Raw genomic sequence first — 21,553 nt, 5'->3', positions numbered from 1 at the left:
AATGCGACTCAGATACGCAGCAATCTTTTGAGCCGGTCATAGAAGCCGGTATCCCGGAAGGTAAATTGCTTATGCAGAATGTAATTGCTTAAAAAGCTGGCGCCCATTGCTGCTATTTGTGAAAGCAGTTTATTCAAATTAACTTCCTTCACTGAAAAAGGGATCAAAAAAGTGAAGGTACCCAGCCACGATTTTGAAAAATCATATAAAATGGCAGCGCCATAAACGGTGATGAGGCAAGACAAAATCGAAACTATTATAGTGGTTTAAAACACTTCATTTCAAGTCAAAACCAGCAAACATCATGAAAAAAGCGTTGCTCCTTACCCTATTTGCGATCCTGAACTGTGCCTGCGCAGTGTTCGGGCAGGACAACCAGTCGGTATTGTGGGAGATCAGCGGTAACGGGCTGAAAGGTTCATCGTTTCTATTTGGAACTCACCATGTAGCCTCCATTTCTCTGCTTGATAGCTTTCCACAGGTGATGCGCATAGCTACCAGCTGCGATTTCGCACTTTTTGAAACCGGCGGCTCACATATCGGTGTCGCTCCTCCTCCGATTCAAACGACCCAGCCTCCACTCGATTCGCTCTTTACGCCGGCAGAATATGCAACCGTGGATAGCTTCTTCACCGCGTCGCCATACGGCAGTATCCGACCACACACCAATGATGCTGATCTTTGGTCAATGTTTCAAATAGCCCTCACAATGCAACTGAAAGATAAAAATAAGCAGGATGAGCCATTTGATGGCGTTCTCATGAACCGATTGAATGGATTGAACAAACCCGTTTTTCAGTTAGATAATCCGAAAGAAGTAGACGATGCAATAAATGGTCTGGGTTACCGGAATATCGCAAAAATGCTGGTGGATGTAATTAATGATAAAACAGCCTTTCAAAAGCAAGCTCCGGAAGAAATAAAGAGCCTCTCATTATATTCCAAAACGTTAAGCCAGCCGCTAAAACTTGATGAAGAAGTCGATGTAAGTCTCGGAAAGCTAACCGTTGACCGAAATGCTCATTGGGTTCCTAAAATTGAAGAAAAAATGTCAGAAGGAAATTGCTTTATCGCGGTAGGATTCAAACATCTGCAATATAAAACAGGCTTGATTCAATTACTCAAAAGTAAAGGTTATATATTGAGGCCTGTTAATCTTTAGTTAATTGGCCAATTTAAAGTGCCCATTGCATTCAACGCTTGATCCTTGCTGCAAAAATTCCTTCAATAGCCTCCACTCGTCTCATGACCAACCCGGCAATTCATTGTATCGCCCCTTGCTTCATCGTCAGAGATGTCCCGGTGGCATTAGCATTTTACCGCGATTTTCTGGGTTTCGAAATCACCTACCAGGGTCCGCACGAAAACGATATCTTCTTCGGGATCGTTGAACGCGGCGCCGCGATGATCATGATGAAAGCTATCGGTGTGGAACCAGTGCCGAACCATACACGTGACGTCAAACAAGGCATTATGCGCTGGGACGCCTATATGTATGTGCCCGATCCCGACGCGCTTGCTGCCGAGTTTGCGTCGCGGAATGTGGAGTTCTTTCTGCCTATCTGCAACAATGATGATGGATTGCGGGGGTTTGAGGTGAAAGATGCGGATGGGTATTTGTTGTATTTTGGGAGGCCGAAAGCGTAATAGCCGTGCACGAAAACAAACCCATCGGTCTTGAAATATCAGTCGCTGCCCCCATACCAAACGTCTGGGCCGCACTTACCCAACCCGAGCTGATCGCCAAATGGATGCTCGATACACCGGTTGAAATCCTTACGGAATGGCGCGAAGGCGGAACACGCCTCGAACGCGGCGATTTGCATGGGCTCGTATTTGAAAACAGGGGAAAAATCCTCCGATTCGACGCGCCAAATGCACTGGAATATACCCATTGGAGTTCACTTTCGATGGTCACCGACATTCCGGAAAACTATTCCATTATTCGCTTCGGGCTCCAAGAAACCAGCAATCAGACGATTCTAACCCTCTCCATCAGTAACTTGCTCACCTTCGAGATATTTAAACACATGGAGTTTTACTGGAAAACTGCGCTGCATTTGCTCAAAGAAGTAGCCGAAACGTCGTAACGATTGCCTCGGAAGCGATTTGTTTGCATTTTAGGAGCTGAAAAACTACTCACTCCCATCACTCAATAGCTCCTTATGTACATCAATCGCTACCTCTCACCTGTTATCGTCTACTACTATTCCTGGCGGATGGTCCTGTTTTCGATCGCTACGGGCTCCATCGCCATTTTTGTGTACGACTATCTCGATTGGAAATGGGTGGCGATCCCCTGGCTCCCGGTGTCGCTCGTCGGTACGGCTACGGCATTTTTTGTGGGCTTTAAAAACAACCAGTCGTACGACCGCAGCTGGGAGGCCCGTAAAGTGTGGGGCGCCATTACGAACCATAGCCGGTCGTTCAGCGCCGCCGTCCGCTCCTTTACGACCTGTTCGCCCGACTCGGACAACATTACCGCCGCCCGGGAGAATCGCATCATCATATACCGGCACATCGCGTGGCTGTACGCATTGAAAAACACCATGGTCCAAAGAACCAACTGGGAGCACACCGACCGCGCGAGCGAACGCCAGCGCAAGGCATTCAGGCGTTCGCAAGTACCTTGTGACGTGGAAATCGCGAAACACCTGTGCGAGCCAGAACTGGCGTCCATCAAGGATAAAAAGAACCAGGCGACGCAGATCCTCGACCTGCAATCACAACACATCCGCGACCTTCGCCGCGCCGGCTCGCTCGATGCCTACCAGCATGTGGCTTTACAAGATCTTATTTCGAAACTCTACGACGAACAAGGCAAAAGCGAAAGGATCAAAAACACGCCATTCCCGCGCCAATATGCAACCACGTCAATGCTTTTTATATTCATTTTCATGACTTTACTACCGTTCGGTCTGCTGCCTCAGTTTGTGGATTTGGGCGAGAAGTATATGTTTTTGCTGATTCCGTTCAATATGATCGTCTCCTGGGTTTTCATGTTTATGGAATACGTGGGTGATATCAGCGAAAACCCTTTCGAGGGCCTGCTGAACGACACGCCCATCAGCACCATCATCCGAAACATTGAAATAGATCTGAAAGAAATGCTTGACGAAACCGACCTGCCCGCGAAGTTTTCGAGCTACTCGGGAACGTTGTTTTAGGACTAAATCAAATTCTCCTAAATACGTCCTTCTCGTAATATGGGCGCGCATCCATTTGCTACATTTTATCGCACAAATGTCGAGCCAAAGCCGACTGTTCATTTTAAATAATTGAAATTCAATATCTTAAACATATGCCCAAACAACCAGTGCTGTTTATTTACGGATATTCATGAATCCGGCCGGATAGCAATGAGGTTGTCTGCGATATACCGGTAGTCAAAAAAATCAGGCTTGGTGGGCGGAATGCGGTTATTTTCGCGCTGAGGTTTATTTGCAGAACCGCTGGAAATGTTGCGATATTGCCGGCCATTATATTCTCAACGTCCGATAAATGATGAAAATACTAATAGCCGACGACCATTCGCTGGTGCGTTACGGGCTTAAATTAGCACTTCACAACCTTTTCAAAGACAGCCAGATTGACGAAAGCTGGGACGGAGCGTCGGTTAAAGCGCAGTTTGCCTTGCATGCTTACGACCTGCTGCTGCTGGACCTTAACATGCCGGAGACGGATTCGACTGTCCTGCTGCAATGGGTTCTGGAATTTCACATAAATACCAAGGTACTGGTAGTTTCCATGAATGACGAAAGCATTTTCGGCAAACGCTCGTTGCAACAGGGCGCACATGGTTACCTGGAAAAGGATTCGTCGCCAGAAGAACTTCTGAAAGCGGTAACTACCATCCTGAATGGAAAACGTTATGCGAGTCCTAACCTGGCTACGATCCTGATAAACGACACGCTGGCGGGCAAATCGGCCAATCCTTTCGATCAGCTTACTACCAGGGAATTTCAGGTGGCGATTTACCTCGCCAAGGATTATTCCGTTACGCAAATCAGTGAGATTCTACAAGTTCAGTACACATCGGTCAATACGTTCAAGCGAAGGATATTCAAGAAGCTCAATATTGAGAATAGAAGTGCATTAGTCAGGCTGGCAGACGCCTATAACCTCGGCTGAATGCAGCCAGGAACCAAACGGGCTGTGCATTACCAGGCCGCCTATACTCACGGACGTGCCTGCACCCTGGCTGCTTTTAACGGACATTGTGAAGCCCAGCGTATGCGCGAAATCCGCGACCAACTGATAACCGAGCCGGCTATTCGGTTCCACCGGCGCATTGACGACCGGGTTCGAGAGCCGGCGCTGAATTTTCTCCAACTCGCTGGCAAGCATTCCGCTTCCGTTGTCCCTGACGGTAAGCACGGGGCCATTTTCTGAATTGGTTAAAACTAGCCGCACTTCTCCACCGCGCGTATGTTTGTTGGCATTGTCGATCAGGTTTCGCAGGATTGCTTTCAGAATATCACGGTTGGTATAAACGAAAACATCTTCCGGGCAATCCACCAGCAGCACATTCTTATTGAGCAGTACCATATCTTCAAAAAACTGCTGCAATTCCCCCGCCAGTTCATTAAATGAGAACGAATGCCGGGCCGGGTGGAAGTTTTCGTGCTGCGAGCGGGCCCATAAATTAACTTCCTTCACAAAGGCATGGATATTGCTGGTCGCTTTCTTGATTTCCTCGGTGCCCGCCTTCACTTCGGGAAGCTGATTATTGGCTGCAAAACGCGATACATGATCAGAAAGAACATTCAGAAAATGCAGCGGGGATTGAAGATCATGGGCGATCATCATCGTGATTTTCTGTTTCAGTCCATTGCTGTATTCAAGCCTTCGCGACAGGTCTTCCACCTGTTGTTCCAATTCTCTTTTCGCAAGATCGAGGCGGAAGTAACGGTCCCGCACCCACAGAAGAAAAGCCAGCAGGGACACCACTGTCAAAACCATGACACAGATCCATTGAAAGATCATAATTCACCACCGGATTAGATTTGGGATTTTTCAGTGAACTTAGTTCGCGAAGGGTACTTTATTATTGTTATACAAAGAAATCATTTTTGTAGTAAATATTGGTACAAAGTGTCAATATTTTTAACATAATTTCTACATAAGCACTAGAAATAGTAAATAAATCCTGCCTAAAACATAGGGTTAACTTAAAAAGTCAACAGCATGGACCAGAGCTGGGACCGTCTTTGCACTTTTCATCTATCGCGCTGATCCATTCATCCATCCTTCATAATCCGGCGTTTGTCATATTTCCCTTTCAGGCTTGCGCGTGCGCTACCATTTTTGTTGCGTCATTTACTAAAACCATGAAAATGCGAAGAATTCTCCTCATTTTTTCCATCCTTGCCAGCTCACTCCTATCCCCGGCATTTGCCCAATTCCCAGGCACAGGAAGCAGCCAGCCCAAAGCCCTGCCGGGAACAGCCGGCGACCAAAGCCCAAAGGGGTCGGCCAAGATAACCGGCTCTGTTGTAGATTCAGCTTCATCAAAACCAATTGAATTTGTGAGCATTGCCCTGTACGACAAAGCCAACAATAAGGCAGTGGACGGTACCGTGGCTGACGAAAAGGGAAAATTTGCGCTGAACAAACTCGCTGCCGGCGACTATAAGGTGCTCATTTCCTTTATTGGTTATGCCAACAAAACGATCGACAACATCAAGCTCTCCAAAGGCCAGGATATGGACCTCGGCACGATCAATCTGGGTTCCAACACCAAAACCCTCAACGAAGTAACCGTTACCGGGCAGGCCGCACTAATCGAGGAAAAGGTGGACAGGTTGGTTTACAATGCGGAAAAAGATATTACTGCAAAAGGTGGTGATGCTACCGACATTCTGCGCAAGGTTCCGCTGCTTACCGTAGACCTCGACGGCAACGTTTCGCTGCGTGGCAGTCAGAATATCCGCGTGCTGGTCAACAACAAACCCAGTACCATTATCGCCAACAGCGTAGCCGATGCATTGAAACAAATCCCGGCCGATCAGATCAAATCGGTGGAAGTGATTACAAGCCCTTCGGCGAAATATGACGCCGAAGGATCAGGCGGGATCATCAACATTATCACTAAAAAGAACTCGTTGCAAGGCCTCAACCTGAATATCGACGCCGGGGTAGGAAACCGCGGCTCGATGCTCGCATTGAATGGCGGCTACCGCAAAGGCAAGGCCGGTTTCACCATCGGCGGGTTCGGACGTGGCATGTATAATACAGTTACCAAAACGTCGTTGGAGCAAACCAGCGTCGTAAAAGACATTACCACTATCACACGCCAGACCGGCGACGGTTCGAGCCACGGGCTTTTCGGGAACTATAACCTGGGCTTCGACTATGATATTGCCAAGAACCAGAGCCTTACGGCAGGTGTGAAATACGGTGTGCGAAACTTCTCGAACCAGCAGGACCTCGTCACCCGACTCATGAAAACCGGCAACCCGGATGAGGCCTCGGCACGCAATGTCGCAGCAGACAACCTTTCGGGAACCGTGGACGTGAATGTCGATTATCTGCATACGTTCAAGCCCCAGCAAGAATGGAGCGTGTCGACCCTATACAGCCGCAACGATCTCACCAACGACTTCGATGCAGATATTTTTACCGAAAAAGAACTGACTTCCCGGCAACGCAACCTCAACAAGAGCATCAACCAGGAGTTCACGCTTCAATCGGATTACCAGACGCCTATCAAGAAAAATCAGATGCTCGAATTCGGCGGAAAAGGGATTTTCAGGGAAGTAAAGAGCAAGTACAGCTTCCTGATCGCCGAACCGACAGGTGACTATCGTCCCGAACTCGATCAGCCTGCGGGAGACCTGACCTACCATCAGAACATCGCGGCAGCGTATTCATCCTATACTTATACCACTAAAAAGCGCTACACATTGAAAGGAGGCCTGCGGTACGAACACACGTTCATCGACGCAAGTACCAACGAGGGTGTTGTGGGTGTAGGAAACTATGGCGTGCTGGTACCCAGCGTGAATGCTTCGAAGACTTTTAAGGGAACAACCGTGAAACTCGGCTACAACCGCCGCATCCAGCGCCCGGGTCTCCAACAATTGAACCCGAACTTCAACTCAGCCAACCCGCAGAACATCACCGTCGGTAACCCGGAGCTCCGTCCTGAATTAACCAACAACTACGAGCTCGGTCTGAGCAAGAATATCAAGAAGACGTATGTAAATGCGACATTTTTCGGCCGCTTTACCAACAATGCGATTTCACAGGTGCGCCAGCCTTCGGATTCGCTCGATGGCGCGATCGTGACAACGTACGAGAACATCGGTAAGCAGCACGCTTACGGCGCCAACATTTTCGCCAACATTGCAGCTACATCGAAGATCAACTTCGGGATATTCGCCAATGCATTCTATACCAAACTGACCGGCCAGACAATCGGACAAAACGGACTTTCGCAGGAAATCGATAATGACGGTATAAACATCAGCGGTGGTATCTTCTCGCAGGCTACCTTCGGAAATGGCTGGGGCGCGCAGGCGTTCGGATTCATGCAGGGCCAGCAGATTCAGCTGCAAGGCAAGCAGGGCGGCTTCGGTTTCTATACGATTGGTGTGAAGAAAGAATTTGCCAACAAAAAGGCCAGCCTCGGTCTCGCTGCTGAAAACTTCCTGAGCAAAAGGTTTAAAATGCATACCGAATTGACTTCCTTGCAATTCAACCAGGTCAATGACGTATACCTTTACAACCGTGGGTTTCGTCTGACATTTACCTATAAAATTGGTAAAATGACGATGGAGCAACCGAAAAGAAAGGCCAAGTCGGTCAACAACGACGACGTGAAAAGCGACGGCGGCGGACAACAAGGCGGCGGTGGCGGCCAGGGCGGCGGCGGAAATGCTCCCCGCTAGGCGCGCCCCGCCAGGTTACGGCACAACGATATTAAATGAAACTTACACAAGCCTGTTAAACTCAAATACAAACTTCGGTATGAAAACAAACAAACTAATTTGGACAATGGCCGTGGCGCTCGTCTCTACCGCCTCTTACGCGCAGACTGTGGATGAAATCGTAGATAAACACGTCGCCGCCCTGGGTGGACTCGACAAGATCAAGGCTGTAAATACCGTAATCACCGATCGCTCGCTGGCTGTACAGGGCATGGAAATACCCAACAAAACGACCCTGGTAGTAGGCAAATCCGTACGCAACGAGTCTACTGTAATGGGCAATACGATGATCCAGGTGGTGGATAACGGCCAGGGCTGGATGATCCGTCCGACCATGATGGGCGGTACCGGAGAACCGGAAGACATGCCTGCTGACCAATTGAAACAACAACTGAGTTCGCTCGATCCATTCGGCGGCCTGGTGAATTATAAAGAGAAAGGCAATAAAGTGGAGCTCGTGGGCAAGGAATCCGTCGACAAGAAAGACGTTTTCCACCTGAAACTCACCACTACCGACGGCCAGGTAATCGATGAATTTGTGGATGCGAATACCTACCTCGTAACCAAAGTGAAAGTATCGATGAATGGCAACGACGGCGAAATTGCGCTCTCGGACTACAAAGAAGTAGATGGGGTGAAATTTGCGAATACGATGGAAATCAGCAATCCGCAAATGGGAACAATGTCTTTCATTACCAACAAAATAACCGTGAACACACCGGTGGATCCGGCGATATTCAAGAAGCCGGCGAAGTAGGTTTGCCGACTCCCCTCCCGATAGCGTTGTTACCTGAACAACGCTATTTTTTTTGACAATTCGATGGGGTCCTTTACCTCCATTTTATCGTAAATGCGCCGTTTATAGGTGCTGATCGTGTTTTCTTTCAGGTTCATGATCGCGGCGATCTCCTTGGTCCATTTGCCTTCGGTCATGAGCTGCATGACGCGCCGCTCACGGGGCGAGAGCGTGACGATCGGGTTACCGCCCGTCATGCGGCCGGTAACGTCGGCAAAACTCGAAAGGAAAATTTGCTGCACATCGTAGCTCACGTAACGGCCGTGGTCGAGGATGGCTTGCACGGCATTCACGAATTCCTCCTGCGGTGCTTGTTTGGATATAAACCCGTCGGCCCCCGCCTGCAGGTATGGCAGAGCATAAACTTTCTCATCGAATGCCGAGTGGATCAGGATGGGAAGCCCGGCTTGCCTTTCGCGCAGCATTTTCATCATCCTGACGTTTTCGCCGCCGGGAATGTCGATGTTCAGAATAGCCAGATCGAAACGTTCCTGTTCGAGGATCGCGAGCGCGGCCGGAAATGTCTCCGCATGACCCACAACGGCTTGCGGGTAAAACTCGGCAAATACCATTTTAAGCCCCAGCAAAATCAGCGGGTGATCTTCAATACATAAGAATTTCATAGAAGTGCTAACCGAGATAGACAGGGTTTATGTTATTTCGTACAATATCAGGGATATTACCAGGGACAGATTGTCGCTATTTGTAGAAATATATCTAGCTATCAGCGAATGTGCCCCGCGCGTATCTGCTCAACTCAACATAGTAACTTTCTCGATCAACTTGATCAGGCTGTTAACCTGCATCTTTTTGAGTATCCGCATCTTATGCGTCCCGACGGTCGTTTTATTGATGTTCAGAATGGCTGCAATCTCCCCAGTCGATTTCCCGGCAATGAGGTGGTTCATCACCTGCCGCTCCCTGTCGGAAATACTCATCAGCGGATTCACGTATCGCAGCGAACGGTTGATCTGACTTTCCTGAATAATTTGCTGCTGTAAGGCAGTACTCGCATATTTTCCCATCACCATCATTGCCCTGATCGCTTCGTCGAACTGTGCCGATGACGCTAGTTTCGACAAAAAACCGTCTGCACCTGCCTTCATATACGGCAGACCATACGTGCTTTCATCGAGGTCTGTGATGACCAGAATGGCCGTGCCTGGATATAATGTCTTCATCCGTTCCACCACGCCGGCTCCGGCTTTCCCTTTAATATCGACGTCAAGAATGATCAGTTCGTAAATATTGCGGCCCGCAAGATCATAGGCTGCGTCGACGGACGAAGCATTGTCGACCTTCGTTACCGGATTGATTTCACCGATCTTCTGTCTTAATCCCAGCACGGTTAGCGGCTCGTCCTCGATAATGAGTATATTCATAAATTGGCTGATTGGCTGACAGAAACCGGGCATTTAGCCGCTATTGCAACTGTCATAATTTCACCAGTTCCAGACTTGGAACTAGTTCGTAATTCAAAGATGTAAATTTAAGAATAAATATTACACACATGTCGCTACATATAAATGTAGAAATTTCTCTAATATAACTCAAACAAACTCGATTCAAAACTTGCAGCGACTGGAAGCTTAATGAGCAGCGAGGGCTCAAATTGAGCTTGAAATACACTTTAAACCTCATCCGGACGCTTCCCAACCCGGAAATTTCGTCTCGAATAGTAAAACTTTTTTTTGCCGAACCGGTTAATTAACTGTAAACTTGTACAGACCGCTGAATAAGTTTTACATTAAATAATAGGAGTTTTACTTAATATTTACTGTATTTATTTGATAACCACTGAGTCACAAAAGGTTATAGACGGTCGAAAACGGAATATAAGTCCTCCTTAAAAAATGAAAAAAATCTTACTGGTTGAAGACCATGCAATTGTCAGGCTCGCTACCCGGTTCTTGATTCTCGATTTACTGAACCCCGTGGTCGTTCATGAAGCTGGCTCTTTCAGTGAGACACTCGCCCAACTCACTCATAATCAGGTAGACCTGGTTATTCTCGATATCAATATTCCGGATGGCGAAGGTTTCAATATGATCCCAAGGATCCGGGAAGTCCAGCCCAAAGTGTTGATCATGATCTTTTCGAGCCTCGAAGAAGAGATCTATGCCTTGCATTATATCAAAGCAGGTGCCAATGGCTTCCTCTCCAAAAATGCTTCACAGGAGGAGATCAAAAAGGCGATATTGTCCATGCTGGAAGTCGGTAACTACATTAGCACTGCCGTTCAGCAACAACTGCTGCGCAACACCCTCGAAAACAAACCCAATGGCGAGAACCCGCTCGAACACCTCTCGCAACGTGAACTGGAAGTGATGGACATGCTGATTGAAGGCTATTGGACGAAAGAAATCGCGATCAAACTCAACCTTACGGAAAGCTCGGTCAGTACCTACAAAGCGCGTATCTTCGAAAAACTGAAAGTTTCGACACTGATCGAAATGTTCAAAAAAGTTCAGTTCTACAAAAGCCAAAATCCTGGTATTTAGACAATTACCAACTATCAATTAATTTTTTAGCTAGAATATTTGACATAACTACGAAACATTCGTAGAATTACGAAAAAATCGTAACCATGGAAAAACTGACGGCTCAGGAGCAGGACGCCATGCTCGCGGTATGGAAAACCGGCGAAGGAAGCGTAAAATCATTCATGGAGGCTATGACACCTCCCGTCCCACCCTATACGACGGTTGCGTCGACCATCAAAAACCTTGAAAAGAAGGGCTATCTCAATAGCCGGCTGATCGGCAATGCCTATTTGTATGCACCGGTAATTAGCGAGGAAGCCTACAAGCAAAAGTTTATGGGAAACGTCGTCAAAGACTACTTCGAGAACTCCTACAAGGAACTCGTGAGCTTTTTCGCACAGAAGAACAAGATTTCAGCCGACGAACTAAGGGAAATCATCGGTCTGATCGAAGGAAAGAAGTGATTTATCAAACCTTTTCAGCTATGTCGGCATTTCCGGATTACCTGCTCAAACTTTCGATCAGCCTCGGCGTGATCGCCCTTTTTTACCACCTGGTACTGCGCAAGCTTACATTTTACAGTCATAACCGGCATTTTCTGCGGTTCTATTCCGCATTTTGCTTTCTGATCCCGCTTTTTAACATCAACCATTTCGTCTCTCCCGAGCCCACTCCTGCGCGTGTCCTCGTGCAAAGCGTACCTGCCCTCACGCGCATCACCGAGCCGGAAGCTGCAACTTTCCCATCGGTTCTTCCAGGCGAGCCATCGGTTTTCACCGGGTCGTCGCCCCTTACTGCTAACGACTGGATTTTTTACATCTGGCTTGTTGGTGCGACGGTCATGACATTGCGCTTGCTGGCACACATCCGCTCCTATCTCCGGATCCGGTCGCAATCCCGGCTCATTTCAGACGACGGCGTAAAAATCTTCCATTTCGACCTCGACATGAGCCCATTCTCGTTCGGAAAGTCTATTTTCTACAACCCACAACTGCACAAGCCCGACGAGTTGCAGGACATGATCCTGCATGAATACATTCACGTGCAGCAGTGGCATTCAATGGACGTGATCTGGTCCGAAATTCTGTGCATTATCAACTGGTTCAATCCTTTCGCTTGGCTGATCCGTAGTGCCATCCGCCAGAACCTGGAATACATTGCCGACCAGAAGGTACTGGAAAATCACCCGGATACGAAAGCCTATCAATATCTGCTCTTAAAAGCTGCCATTGGTCCTGAGTTCTCTTTGGTCAACCAGTTTGGTTATCACTCTTTAAAACAAAGGATCGTGATGATGAACAAAAATGCCAGTCCGCGGGCATTGCTGGCCTGCTTTTTATTCATTCTGCCGCTGCTGGCGGTTGTACTGGCAGCATTCAGACCGGACGTGCCAAGGGGAAGAAAAGTGACTAACTTCTATCGTACACCAGTCGAGGTTAGTATGAGAAAGCCCAAAAACCTTCTGCATTTGGCAGGCATAATCCTGGATGCCGAAACAGGCAAACCTATTGCCAATTTGCCTCTGGATATCACGCACGACGAAGCGTATGTCAAAACCATTTCAACAGACATGGATGGCTTTTACTTTGCAGAACTGCCCGTTAAACCAGAAAAAGGAATCGCCCATACCTATTCCATCGGATACGATGACCCCAATCTTTACATGAGTTTCAGAACGGGCGAGACGTATTACGGAGGGCTTAATTTCGGAGAACGATTCGAATACCATTTCATACGCAACCGCGCACTGCCCGACCTGAGAAATTTTCACTATTCTATTGGTACTAAGCCCTTCTACGACAAATACAACCCTTTAAACACCCGTGTGCAACTCAAAACCTACCTTTTGAAAAATGCAGCACCTCACAAAAAAGAAATGGCTCTGAGAGTGGACTATATCAAAACTCACCGTTGGTCTAAAGATGTGATCACTCTTTATAAAGGCGGCTATTTCGACCGTAAAAGGCAACTTGTAGGCTATGAAAGTGAAATGAAACTCTTCCTCGACGGCAAGGAAGCGACGCCACGCGAAATCAACGAGGCTTTCAAAAACTACCCCTACATGTTGAGCGGAGATCAGGAAAGGCGGAATTTCGGGCCCGGTAATCTTTCCACGGAAATAACTTACCTCACCTTTCCACTCTACCGTGACGCGCCACCGGCCGCATTGGTAAAAGGAAATGTCGAAGTTAAAGATACCCAATCCTTCGATCCAGGCAGACTCAAAAATGAGCCCTATCTCCTCGACGGCTTCCGGCAGGTTTACGGTGCGAGCAGTAACCTGATACCCGAAAAACGGGACATTAAAAGGATTATGCTGCTCAAGGGTCCGCTGGCAAAATATTATGATTCATCACTCAAAGAAATATGGTGGATCGAAACCCGGCCGGTGAATGAAGTTTTCGAACGGCCGGATTTCGCTGCCAAATAGCAATTCGTGTTGATCAGCACAATGTCGATGTGTTGCATTGCTCCCGCACACGTCGCGCGTGCGCAAGCGTGAGGCTGGGCTTGATCAGCTCTTTGAAGAAAGGTACCACCGGCTCTCCCGCAGCCGTCCGTTTAGGCCAGTCGGGACAAGCAATGGCCGCGCGGCCGATCGATACGAGATCGGCCGCGTTACTGTTCAGTAATGCCTCCGCCAGCGCGATATCGTGCATTCCTCCGTTCGCTATCACAGGTGATCTGAGCAGGCTTTTGGCAATGCTGTTTGAAGAGGTTCCATCAGGGTACCGGCATTCGCGCTCCCAGCGCCCGCCTTCCGCCGCGATGTGCAGATAATCCGGGTCTATTTCGGCAAGTATTTCAAAGATTCGCCGCGCAGTTTCCGAACCGCCCGGCCAACGGTAAGTGAGATCATTGACTTTGCTCTCCGAAACCCGGATGCCCACCATGAAATCGGCGGGCAATGCCGCCTTCACGGCCTGATACACTTCCATCAAAAACCGTAGCCGGTTCCGCTCATTACCACCATATTCATCGGTGCGGAGGTTGGTATGCGGCGTGATAAACTGGTCGAACAAGTAACCATTGGCCGCATGCAGTTCTACCCCGTCAAAACCCGCCTCATGTGCCAGCATTGCAGCGCGGACATAGCCTGCTTTCACGGCATCCAGGTCTTTCGTCTGCATGGCACGTGGCATGGGAAACGGGCTGGGGAATACGGCATTATCGGTAGCCCGTAGCCCCACCGGCTGTACCGCAGAAGGTGCGATCGTTTCCCCGGTTATTTCCGACAATGCTCCGCCGTGCATCAATTGATTTATAATAAGCGCATTGTACTCGTGTACGGCTGTCACCACGCGTTTCCAGCCATGCACATGCGCCTCATTCGCAATCCCCGGCTGGTTGCGGTTGGTTTTACTGAACAACTCGTCGGTGTAAGTACCTTCGGTGATGATCATTCCGAACCCACCGGCGGCAAATGCTTCGTAATAATCTGCCATTTCCTGCGTAGGTACGCCCTCTGGTGTAGCGCTCACACGCGTCATAGGCGCCACCACGAGGCGGTTAGCCAGTTTCCTGCCGCGTATTTCAATACTATCGAATATCGTTTTGCTGATCGTCTCCATACTTTGTTTTTTTGATTACAAAAGTACCGGCCCGATCAGCGACGGGACATATAACTATTTTAATAAAAGCGCTTAAACTCTTTTAAGACCGCTGCGCCAGCTGCTTGCGTATCTGGCTCAGAAACACGGGTGTAATACCCAGGTAGGAAGCAATGTACCGCTGGGGCATGCGCTGTTCGAGAGTGGGATATTTGGTAATGAGCGCTTCGTACCGTTCGGCACCGGTCATGGAAATGGCATTCAGGATACGTTGGTCTTGTGCGATAGCGCCCTTTTGTTCGAGAATCCGCCAGAAGCGTTCGAATGCAGGAATATCTCTGTAGAGCTGTTCGAGGTCGTCCTTTTCTATTTGTAATAAAACCGATGCTTCTAGCGCGACGATATTTCGGGTGGCCGGTACTTGTAAATGAAAACTGGTGGAATCAGAAATCCACCAGTCTTCCATCGCGAAATGCAGGGTATGGTCGTTGCCCTTCTCATCCATGTAAAAAGAACGCAGAAAGCCCTTGCAAACGTAGCTTTCGTACCGGCATATGTCACCCTGCTGGACAAGATACTGCCGCGGAAGCAGCTTGCGAACTTTCAGAAGGGAAACGAAATGTGCCTGCTCGCCCGCCGTGAGCTCAATGCGGCGCAGAACATGGTCGAGGATCTTTTTTTGCAATGCCGGGTCTTTTTCCAATGGTTTTCACAGCCTGATGTCGGCAGCAAATATTGGAAACTAATCCGTCCGATCCTACCGGCATGACCTGAAATCAGCTTAACGTGCCGCCGTCGATAGTGATTACCGACCCGGTGGTGTAGCTGTTGGTTGGACTGGCGAGGAATGCTACCGCATCCGCAATGTGCTCGGGACGGCCATATTTCGGAATCGCCATCATACCGCGCTGAAAATCCGAGAATTCCGATGTCGATGGGTTCATATCCGTATCCACCGGACCCGGCTGAATAAGGTTAACGGTAATGCCTTTTGGACCGAGGTCGCGGGAAAGCCCGCGGGTAAAGCCCGACAATGCCGATTTGCTCGCCGCATACAGGGTCGCCTGCGGTACCGCCGCGCGGTCTGCCATGCAACTGCCGATCGTTACGATACGTCCGCCTTGCTCCATTTTACGGGAAGCCGTGAGACATGCTTCAAACACGGATTTGACATTGACATTCATCACATAATCATAATCCTCCGTAGTGTGCTCCTCGAATGCCTTGCCTATGTACACGCCGGCACTGTTTACAAGTATATCCAGCTTGCCATAATGTTCAATAGCCTGGTCGATAGCCGCAGAAACGGCTCCTTCCCGGGCGTTGTCGGATTGCAGGGCTACGGCAATAAGACCTTTTTCTGATAGTTCTTTCACAAGGGCTTCTGCCTGGGTTTTACCGTTGACGTACGTAAAAGTCACCTTCGCTCCTTCTGCCGCAAGCCTCTTCACGATGGCTGCTCCAATACCCCGGCTTCCGCCTGTTACGAACGCGACTTTGTCTTTCAAGTTTTGCATGATGATGAATTGGTTTTGATTTCATTGCAAAACTACCTACCTACTCGTAATTTTACAGGTACTAACATAATTATCAAGTACTAACATAAATGTAAGTTATGCGAAAACAGAGCTCCACGAACCTTGAAAACGAAATGTTGATCAATGGAAATTGTGATATGGCCTATACCCTGGACCTGATCGGTGGTCGCTGGAAGCCATCAATCCTATGGCGACTAGCGAATGGCGCTATGCGGTACAGCGATCTCCGCCGCAGCCTGCCGGCCGTGTCGGAACGCATCCTCATCCTCCAACTCCGTGAAATGGAAAGCGATGGGCTCATCAGCCGCAAAGTATATCCGGAAGTCCCGCCGCGCGTGGAATACGAACTCACCGATCTGGGAAAAAGCCTCGAACCGGTAATCAATATCCTTACCGACTGGGGCGCCGAGAACCGGCCGGGCTCGGACAAAAAACGCGTGCGTTGTCCTATACTAACCATCAAATAACACGCATTTGCCGTGCATGATTGCGCGGCGAGCATTCCGGCACAAGGCGCACCGGCTTATTTTTTGGTATACCGTAAGCCGACAGAAAGCCCTATCTGGTAGGGCTGTATTTTGAAGGGGTTGTCAGGATTGCGTAGCTTTGAAAGGCTGTATTCGAAATACGGACCGACGGTCATGATCACATTATTTCCCGCAAAAAGTTCCTTTCCAAAGCCCGCATTCACCCAGACCATGTTCTTCCTGGAAGTAAGATCCCGGCTGAATTCCGCACCGAAATCCCCGAAATAGTTACGCAGGAAATGCGAGCGGCGTATCGTATGTTTTTTAACGGCCATTCCCACCAGACGGACCGTACTGTTCTCCTCCTGCGGAATGCCTTTTCGCACCACTTCATAGTTTCCGGTGAGATCCGGCCCCACAGCAAACTCGCTGGTGGCGATCTCATACCTGTACGACTGCTTGAATTGTCCATAATTGAGCAACAACTGAAATCCCTTCCGCTCTACCCCGGCCGAAAATTTGTAACCGACAGTCTGCGCCGAGATTTTGGCAGGCAAAACGAAATTCTGGTAAACAACCCCATTCCCCGGCCGGACCGTCAGAATCTGGAAGGTACGCAACGGCGTAAACCCCGCAATAAAACTCCAGTGTTCTCTGAACAGAAATTCATAGCGCTTTTGCGGTTCTCCAGGCGTTATGAGGCTGTCGGGCTGCCAATTATATTTTGGAAGGGCCAATGGCCTGTGATCCAGCACCCCGATGTCTTGATCGGCCAACGACGGCCCTTCCAGTTCTTTAATATCGTCTTCAATGCTTGCCGCACTGTCCGGCAAGACATTTCCAAAATCTGCTTTCGTCATTGCCGATTCCAGGAACTCTCTATCGGCCGGTGAAATGTCCTTATTTCTTACCCAAACTGAACCAAACGGCGATCCTTTCCGCCGGACCGCTTCGATCCGTTTCACAACATCCTCCCGTTTGTATCTATACGACTGCGCGGCCGGGCGGGTGGCGCGTGAAGTACCAACCTGTACAACTTCTCCGGCTCTGCCCACATCACCGGATTCAACAGACAATTCTGGATGAGGTTCTGCCAGATCGACGCTGACCGATCGAACTTCCTGTTTTATAGCATCAGGTTTCAGCTCTGGCCGCTCTTCTTGCCGTGCCGGCTTTGGGGAGACCGCAGTCAGGGCATTGGAAAACTCCCTTTTTACCTGCTTTGCGCCTGCTACCACTTCATTTTTTTTCTCCACTGAATAGGATACCAGGTACACGGTAGCCGTGAGCGCAATGAGTAACAGCAAGGACGCGACGAGGCCCGTTTGCACCATGCTGGTTCCGCCACCAAGCCCCTGGAAAATCTTTTCCCGAAGAGTCGGATCAGGCAGTCTTTCAAAATTATCGAATCGTTCACGGAGAGCTTTACGCAACTCCTCGTCGATACGCTCGTCAGAAGATTTCATATTGCGTAATTCCTTTTTCCTGTAACTTCCTCATTAACAAATTTCTTCCTCTTAAAAATTGCGAGCGGGACGTGCTGTCGGAAATGGACAGCATCTCTCCGATTTCGCTGTGAGTATAACCGTCTATCAAATGCAGGTTGATGATCATCCGGTAGCCATCCGGTAATGTGTTGATCACATTCAGCAGCACATTCATGTCAATCTGAGTGATAATCTTTCCATAATCTCCCGAATCAATCTCCCGCTGAAAATCTTCGAGATTTGAGTGCAGCTGCTGCTCTTTTGTAGTCCGGTGATAGTAATTAATCGCCGTCCTGATAACCACCGATTTCACCCACGCATCAATCACTTCCACATTCCTCAAATCATTGATGCTCTTGAAAACCTTGATAAATCCGTCCTGAAATATGTCCTCCGCCTCTGCCTTTGTTTTCGCATAACGCAGGCAGAGTCCCAGCAATCTGGATTTGTACCGTTCATAGAATGCCGTCTGCGCCCTGGCGTCGCCGGCTTGACATGCCCGAACCAGATCGGCCAGCGAACCGTATTTCTTGCTGCGGAAAAATGTCATTCAGAAGGGTTATGAAGTGTATCGTTGAAACAATTTTTTCTCGTTCACGGATCAACCACAGACTGGTACTTCATATCTACGAAGTTGCCATCCTGATCGAAAGTGAACCGGCAATTTTCATCCGTTCCCTGCATAATCATCCCATAACCTGTCCCAATCGGGTCTGAAAATTTATAGCCTTCCAGTAATTTCATGGAAGAAAATACCCACGAGTTCTTTACAAAGTTCTGTATTTTTTCAGGGTATTCATCAATATTATAATAAAATGCTTCGGCCCTATAAATCGTATTGGTAAGCTTTCCCGCGGCATTGAAAGTAAAGTCATAGCTGGTACTCGATGCGGTACGGGCATTTACCTCATATATTTTTTCATTCTTGTCGTTAATATTAATCGTTGCAGCCGCAAATCTCAGCTTTTCCCTTTCCAGGAAACTGACCACAGGTCCGGGTAAAACAATCAATTCATCTTTGCCGATCGTATACGAAAACTTGATATAAGGCTCCAATGTAATTGACATTTTTTGGGGATTATGAAGATCGTATTGGAGCCAGCTCAACAAATAGACCTGGTTATTCAACGTGTATCTGGCACTATATGCCCTACTATTACCAGACTGAATTTCAGGCTCTTTATAAGCCTCAGCCACTCCCCCGTTCATGTTCTTCGAAGGAAGCGCCCGCTTCATCGAATCAGGCAGTGCACCATGCATACGGTAAACACTTAATACCTTTTTGGTATTTAATGCGGCGTAAAAAGGATCACCCTTCAATTTATAATAGACTTCATACAGCTTGTCTTTTTCAATTGCCTGGAATGTAGCGTCCGTTGCATCCGGATATGCATTCGACATCACCTTGATAATCGCTTCCGGCAATATTTCAGGCGGAATCACTTGCTGATCTCTGTAATCGCTGCATCCGTTCAGAAAGAGGATGGGAACAATTAAAAGAAGTAATCTGTAAGTAAACATTCTTTCATTCATAGCATCAAATGATTTTGATCGCCGGGGTGCCAGTTTATTTAATTAATATAAGGATACTCCAAATTTGTGCTCCGCATCTCGTGTTTCGACGTCCGTCAACCAGGCAGCGCGCATAATAAAAGCGTAAGTGATTTTTCCCTGTACCGTTTGCTCCTCCACCAGGATCTTGATCCGCTCGGGGCTGGCTGCCCTGCGAGCTTCCTCCACTCCTCTGAACAATGGGGCAGGTTCGCTGGCTACATATCCGCTATCAGGTTGCCAATCGGTGCCGGACATCGCTGCTGCAAGCGACTGAATGCTTTCGGGTAAGGGCAGTTTCATCATTTTGCGTTCATTGTCCCAGCTCCATTCACCGCTTTTTTTCGTCGATCTCAGCATTAAAACACATTGAAATTCGCCAAAAGGGACTTTGCCGTATGCACCGGTCATTTGTGATTCGGTTACTGTCCCTTTTCCGTAATAGCCCCGGCCAAACTGCACTGCCACGAACGGAATTACTTCATTCAGGTAATGGTTGCTCAGCAACGTCGTTTTCTCTCTCACATTCAGCGTGGCAATCTGGTCCTCCTCCTGGCGGGATATTTCTTCGATACGCCAATACCTTTCCTGCACGGTCATCCTGCCCAGAAACTCGGCCTTCGTTAGTCCCGGATTCGGCTCCGGTTTTATTTCACTCTCCGTATCACAGGACAACAGTGAAAGCGTCGCAAACAGGAGGCTGTTCACTATGCATGTCCTGATCCGCCGTCCGCGACCGGCTTTTCCATGCTTCATCATCTCAAATTCATTTTATTTACATCGCCGGTGAAGCTATCCGGAAATCCGGTTTTTTCCAACTCTGGCCCGACTATCTTTTTCATGGCTAATAGTCTGATTGAAAAAGCCTTCCGATTATCCGCCCTACCGGCGAAGCATGCAGGAAGACACACCCTTCAAAAAAAACGCTGCACGAAGCTGAAAAAAACTTAACTCAATCCGGGTAATTTGAGACCGGAGCCTTTCAATGCCTCCATCAGCTTCTCCTGGATTTCCATTTTTGTATCTACGAAACCGTGGGCGTCGAGCCACACATTCACCATTACTTTGTAACCATCGGGCTCGATAGACGATATTCCAATGCGCCTTTCGGGGACTTTAAGGGCACTTTGGGCATGATCGAGGACATTGTTGACAATATTCCTGACCTCCCGGAAGTCAATGCCGTTGGTGAATTTCATTTCCACATCCAACCGTCTGTTTCCCGAAGTGCTGATATTGATGATTACCTCGTTCGAGAGCTTGCTGTTCGGAATCACGACCGTGCGGTTATCATACGTTTTCACGACCGTATAAAAGATTTTGATAGCCTGCACCGTCCCCTCCTGCCCTTGTGCTATAATGTTGTCGCCCACCTCGAAAGGTTTGAGAATCAGGATGAGTACGCCGCTCGTAAAATTCTGCAAAGTGCCTGACAGCGCCAGACCAGCAGCGACACCGATTGCGCCGATCAGAGCCGCAAAAACGGTCATTTGAATGCCTATGATCTGCATGACCGAAATAATGAGCAGCACCCGCAGTGTGGTAACGGCAAGGCTGAGAAGAAATGGTGTGAGGGAGGGATCGATTTTGCGCTTGTACATGTGCGCGTTGAGCCAGCGCGACAATAAGCGGATGAGCCAGAAGCCGGCTATCAGCACGGCTATGCCTACGAGAACAGAAGGCCCCGTTTCCAATATCCACGCGTAAGCCTTGTTATAAAACTGTTGAATTTTCATGATCAGAGTGCAT

23 protein-coding genes are annotated in these 21,553 nt (G+C 48.5%); 11 read left to right on the top strand and 12 right to left on the bottom strand.

From position 1 onward, the window contains the following. Window positions 1–8: 8 nt before the first annotated feature. Complete coding sequence (locus AC2YIT_RS07415; RefSeq protein WP_487279013.1) at window positions 9–167, bottom strand: GtrA family protein; 159 nt, start codon at window positions 165–167, stop codon at window positions 9–11. 137 nt (window positions 168–304) lie between these two features. Between AC2YIT_RS07415 and AC2YIT_RS07410 the strand changes: the two genes are divergently transcribed. The 5 genes from AC2YIT_RS07410 to AC2YIT_RS07390 all read left to right on the top strand — a co-directional run bounded on the left by AC2YIT_RS07410 (window position 305) and on the right by AC2YIT_RS07390 (window position 4,131). Continuing rightward, window positions 305–1,162, top strand: coding sequence for a TraB/GumN family protein (locus AC2YIT_RS07410; protein WP_430847958.1), 858 nt, complete (start codon window positions 305–307; stop codon window positions 1,160–1,162). An 83-nt stretch (window positions 1,163–1,245) separates the two neighbouring features. Continuing rightward, window positions 1,246–1,647: a VOC family protein gene (locus AC2YIT_RS07405; protein ID WP_430847956.1), complete on the top strand. Its 402-nt coding sequence runs from the start codon at window positions 1,246–1,248 to the stop codon at window positions 1,645–1,647. A 5-nt stretch (window positions 1,648–1,652) separates the two neighbouring features. Next, on the top strand, window positions 1,653–2,090 hold the full coding sequence (locus AC2YIT_RS07400) for an SRPBCC family protein (RefSeq protein ID WP_430847954.1): 438 nt from the start codon (window positions 1,653–1,655) through the stop codon (window positions 2,088–2,090). A gap of 75 nt (window positions 2,091–2,165) precedes the next feature. Further along, complete coding sequence (locus AC2YIT_RS07395) at window positions 2,166–3,167, top strand: bestrophin family protein (protein ID WP_430847952.1); 1,002 nt, start codon at window positions 2,166–2,168, stop codon at window positions 3,165–3,167. 334 nt (window positions 3,168–3,501) lie between these two features. Beyond that, on the top strand, window positions 3,502–4,131 hold the full coding sequence (locus AC2YIT_RS07390) for a response regulator (protein ID WP_430847950.1): 630 nt from the start codon (window positions 3,502–3,504) through the stop codon (window positions 4,129–4,131). Here the strand turns inward: AC2YIT_RS07390 and AC2YIT_RS07385 are convergent. Continuing rightward, window positions 4,096–4,962 (bottom strand): sensor histidine kinase, encoded by an 867-nt coding sequence (locus AC2YIT_RS07385; RefSeq protein WP_487278776.1) that lies wholly within the window; start codon window positions 4,960–4,962, stop codon window positions 4,096–4,098. The two genes, AC2YIT_RS07390 and AC2YIT_RS07385, sit on opposite strands and share 36 nt — an antisense overlap. A 368-nt stretch (window positions 4,963–5,330) precedes the next feature. On the opposite strand from AC2YIT_RS07385, the gene AC2YIT_RS07380 reads away from it, so the two are divergent. Then, complete coding sequence (locus AC2YIT_RS07380; protein ID WP_487278775.1) at window positions 5,331–7,892, top strand: TonB-dependent receptor; 2,562 nt, start codon at window positions 5,331–5,333, stop codon at window positions 7,890–7,892. Window positions 7,893–7,971: 79 nt separating this feature from the next. After that, window positions 7,972–8,688 carry an outer membrane lipoprotein-sorting protein gene (locus tag AC2YIT_RS07375; protein WP_430847944.1) on the top strand — a complete coding sequence of 239 codons (717 nt, stop codon included), beginning with the start codon at window positions 7,972–7,974 and terminating at the stop codon, window positions 8,686–8,688. Between the two features lie 29 nt (window positions 8,689–8,717). On the opposite strand, the gene AC2YIT_RS07370 is transcribed toward AC2YIT_RS07375, so the two are convergent. Together AC2YIT_RS07370 and AC2YIT_RS07365 are read right to left on the bottom strand one after the other, a co-directional pair. Continuing rightward, window positions 8,718–9,350: a response regulator transcription factor gene (locus tag AC2YIT_RS07370; protein WP_430847942.1), complete on the bottom strand. Its 633-nt coding sequence runs from the start codon at window positions 9,348–9,350 to the stop codon at window positions 8,718–8,720. Between the two features lie 129 nt (window positions 9,351–9,479). After that, window positions 9,480–10,109 (bottom strand): response regulator, encoded by a 630-nt coding sequence (locus tag AC2YIT_RS07365; protein WP_430847940.1) that lies wholly within the window; start codon window positions 10,107–10,109, stop codon window positions 9,480–9,482. 471 nt (window positions 10,110–10,580) lie between these two features. Here AC2YIT_RS07365 and AC2YIT_RS07360 point away from each other — a divergent pair, with 471 nt between their 5' ends. From AC2YIT_RS07360 to AC2YIT_RS07350, 3 genes are all read left to right on the top strand, one after another. Next, entirely contained in the window at window positions 10,581–11,228 is a 648-nt protein-coding gene (locus AC2YIT_RS07360) for a response regulator (RefSeq protein ID WP_430847937.1), read from the top strand. 86 nt (window positions 11,229–11,314) lie between these two features. Continuing rightward, window positions 11,315–11,674 carry a BlaI/MecI/CopY family transcriptional regulator gene (locus tag AC2YIT_RS07355; RefSeq protein ID WP_430847935.1) on the top strand — a complete coding sequence of 120 codons (360 nt, stop codon included), beginning with the start codon at window positions 11,315–11,317 and terminating at the stop codon, window positions 11,672–11,674. Window positions 11,675–11,694: 20 nt separating this feature from the next. Beyond that, window positions 11,695–13,641: a M56 family metallopeptidase gene (locus tag AC2YIT_RS07350; protein WP_487278774.1), complete on the top strand. Its 1,947-nt coding sequence runs from the start codon at window positions 11,695–11,697 to the stop codon at window positions 13,639–13,641. Window positions 13,642–13,654: 13 nt separating this feature from the next. Here AC2YIT_RS07350 and AC2YIT_RS07345 read toward each other — a convergent pair whose 3' ends face one another. The 3 genes from AC2YIT_RS07345 to AC2YIT_RS07335 all read right to left on the bottom strand — a co-directional run bounded on the left by AC2YIT_RS07345 (window position 13,655) and on the right by AC2YIT_RS07335 (window position 16,278). Continuing rightward, window positions 13,655–14,782 (bottom strand): oxidoreductase, encoded by a 1,128-nt coding sequence (locus AC2YIT_RS07345; protein ID WP_487278773.1) that lies wholly within the window; start codon window positions 14,780–14,782, stop codon window positions 13,655–13,657. A gap of 82 nt (window positions 14,783–14,864) precedes the next feature. After that, on the bottom strand, window positions 14,865–15,464 hold the full coding sequence (locus AC2YIT_RS07340; protein WP_487278772.1) for a Crp/Fnr family transcriptional regulator: 600 nt from the start codon (window positions 15,462–15,464) through the stop codon (window positions 14,865–14,867). 73 nt (window positions 15,465–15,537) lie between these two features. After that, window positions 15,538–16,278 carry an SDR family NAD(P)-dependent oxidoreductase gene (locus AC2YIT_RS07335; protein ID WP_487278771.1) on the bottom strand — a complete coding sequence of 247 codons (741 nt, stop codon included), beginning with the start codon at window positions 16,276–16,278 and terminating at the stop codon, window positions 15,538–15,540. Between the two features lie 98 nt (window positions 16,279–16,376). On the opposite strand from AC2YIT_RS07335, the gene AC2YIT_RS07330 reads away from it, so the two are divergent. Next, a complete protein-coding gene (locus AC2YIT_RS07330; protein WP_430847925.1) occupies window positions 16,377–16,766 on the top strand; it encodes a winged helix-turn-helix transcriptional regulator in 390 nt (129 codons plus the stop codon). Window positions 16,767–16,822: 56 nt separating this feature from the next. Here the strand turns inward: AC2YIT_RS07330 and AC2YIT_RS07325 are convergent, their stop codons facing one another. From AC2YIT_RS07325 to AC2YIT_RS07305, 5 genes are all read right to left on the bottom strand, one after another. Continuing rightward, on the bottom strand, window positions 16,823–18,232 hold the full coding sequence (locus tag AC2YIT_RS07325) for a hypothetical protein (RefSeq protein ID WP_487278770.1): 1,410 nt from the start codon (window positions 18,230–18,232) through the stop codon (window positions 16,823–16,825). Continuing rightward, window positions 18,219–18,803 carry an RNA polymerase sigma factor gene (locus AC2YIT_RS07320; protein ID WP_487278769.1) on the bottom strand — a complete coding sequence of 195 codons (585 nt, stop codon included), beginning with the start codon at window positions 18,801–18,803 and terminating at the stop codon, window positions 18,219–18,221. Before AC2YIT_RS07320 ends, AC2YIT_RS07325 begins: the two co-directional genes overlap by 14 nt. 44 nt (window positions 18,804–18,847) lie before the next feature. Continuing rightward, the gene (locus AC2YIT_RS07315) at window positions 18,848–19,786 is read right to left on the bottom strand and encodes a hypothetical protein (protein ID WP_430847919.1); all 939 of its coding nucleotides are present in this window, start codon (window positions 19,784–19,786) and stop codon (window positions 18,848–18,850) included. Between the two features lie 42 nt (window positions 19,787–19,828). After that, window positions 19,829–20,563, bottom strand: a complete 735-nt coding sequence (locus AC2YIT_RS07310; RefSeq protein ID WP_487278768.1) for a hypothetical protein — start codon at window positions 20,561–20,563, stop codon at window positions 19,829–19,831. A 188-nt stretch (window positions 20,564–20,751) separates the two neighbouring features. Next, window positions 20,752–21,540 (bottom strand): mechanosensitive ion channel family protein, encoded by a 789-nt coding sequence (locus tag AC2YIT_RS07305; RefSeq protein ID WP_430847915.1) that lies wholly within the window; start codon window positions 21,538–21,540, stop codon window positions 20,752–20,754. Between the last annotated feature and the right edge of the window lie 13 nt (window positions 21,541–21,553).

This window comes from Dyadobacter sp. SRI_021 (assembly GCF_057586235.1).
The sequence above is the reverse complement of the archived record's forward strand: the minus strand, read 5'-3'. Positions and strand labels throughout refer to the sequence as shown.

Excerpts from the sequence above, each read along its gene's own strand:
- AC2YIT_RS07330 (WP_430847925.1), top strand. The coding sequence starts at position 16,377 with ATGCGAAAACAGAGCTCCACGAACCTTGAAAACGAAATGTTGATCAAT.
- AC2YIT_RS07315 (WP_430847919.1), bottom strand. The coding sequence starts at position 19,786 with ATGAATGAAAGAATGTTTACTTACAGATTACTTCTTTTAATTGTTCCC.
- AC2YIT_RS07355 (WP_430847935.1), top strand. The coding sequence starts at position 11,315 with ATGGAAAAACTGACGGCTCAGGAGCAGGACGCCATGCTCGCGGTATGG.
- AC2YIT_RS07350 (WP_487278774.1), top strand. The coding sequence starts at position 11,695 with ATGTCGGCATTTCCGGATTACCTGCTCAAACTTTCGATCAGCCTCGGC.
- AC2YIT_RS07310 (WP_487278768.1), bottom strand. The coding sequence starts at position 20,563 with ATGATGAAGCATGGAAAAGCCGGTCGCGGACGGCGGATCAGGACATGC.
- AC2YIT_RS07385 (WP_487278776.1), bottom strand. The coding sequence starts at position 4,962 with ATGGTTTTGACAGTGGTGTCCCTGCTGGCTTTTCTTCTGTGGGTGCGG.
- AC2YIT_RS07375 (WP_430847944.1), top strand. The coding sequence starts at position 7,972 with ATGAAAACAAACAAACTAATTTGGACAATGGCCGTGGCGCTCGTCTCT.
- AC2YIT_RS07305 (WP_430847915.1), bottom strand. The coding sequence starts at position 21,540 with ATGAAAATTCAACAGTTTTATAACAAGGCTTACGCGTGGATATTGGAA.
- AC2YIT_RS07395 (WP_430847952.1), top strand. The coding sequence starts at position 2,166 with ATGTACATCAATCGCTACCTCTCACCTGTTATCGTCTACTACTATTCC.
- AC2YIT_RS07325 (WP_487278770.1), bottom strand. The coding sequence starts at position 18,232 with ATGAAATCTTCTGACGAGCGTATCGACGAGGAGTTGCGTAAAGCTCTC.
- AC2YIT_RS07345 (WP_487278773.1), bottom strand. The coding sequence starts at position 14,782 with ATGGAGACGATCAGCAAAACGATATTCGATAGTATTGAAATACGCGGC.
- AC2YIT_RS07380 (WP_487278775.1), top strand. The coding sequence starts at position 5,331 with ATGAAAATGCGAAGAATTCTCCTCATTTTTTCCATCCTTGCCAGCTCA.
- AC2YIT_RS07335 (WP_487278771.1), bottom strand. The coding sequence starts at position 16,278 with ATGCAAAACTTGAAAGACAAAGTCGCGTTCGTAACAGGCGGAAGCCGG.
- AC2YIT_RS07370 (WP_430847942.1), bottom strand. The coding sequence starts at position 9,350 with ATGAAATTCTTATGTATTGAAGATCACCCGCTGATTTTGCTGGGGCTT.
- AC2YIT_RS07390 (WP_430847950.1), top strand. The coding sequence starts at position 3,502 with ATGATGAAAATACTAATAGCCGACGACCATTCGCTGGTGCGTTACGGG.
- AC2YIT_RS07405 (WP_430847956.1), top strand. The coding sequence starts at position 1,246 with ATGACCAACCCGGCAATTCATTGTATCGCCCCTTGCTTCATCGTCAGA.
- AC2YIT_RS07410 (WP_430847958.1), top strand. The coding sequence starts at position 305 with ATGAAAAAAGCGTTGCTCCTTACCCTATTTGCGATCCTGAACTGTGCC.
- AC2YIT_RS07360 (WP_430847937.1), top strand. The coding sequence starts at position 10,581 with ATGAAAAAAATCTTACTGGTTGAAGACCATGCAATTGTCAGGCTCGCT.
- AC2YIT_RS07365 (WP_430847940.1), bottom strand. The coding sequence starts at position 10,109 with ATGAATATACTCATTATCGAGGACGAGCCGCTAACCGTGCTGGGATTA.
- AC2YIT_RS07320 (WP_487278769.1), bottom strand. The coding sequence starts at position 18,803 with ATGACATTTTTCCGCAGCAAGAAATACGGTTCGCTGGCCGATCTGGTT.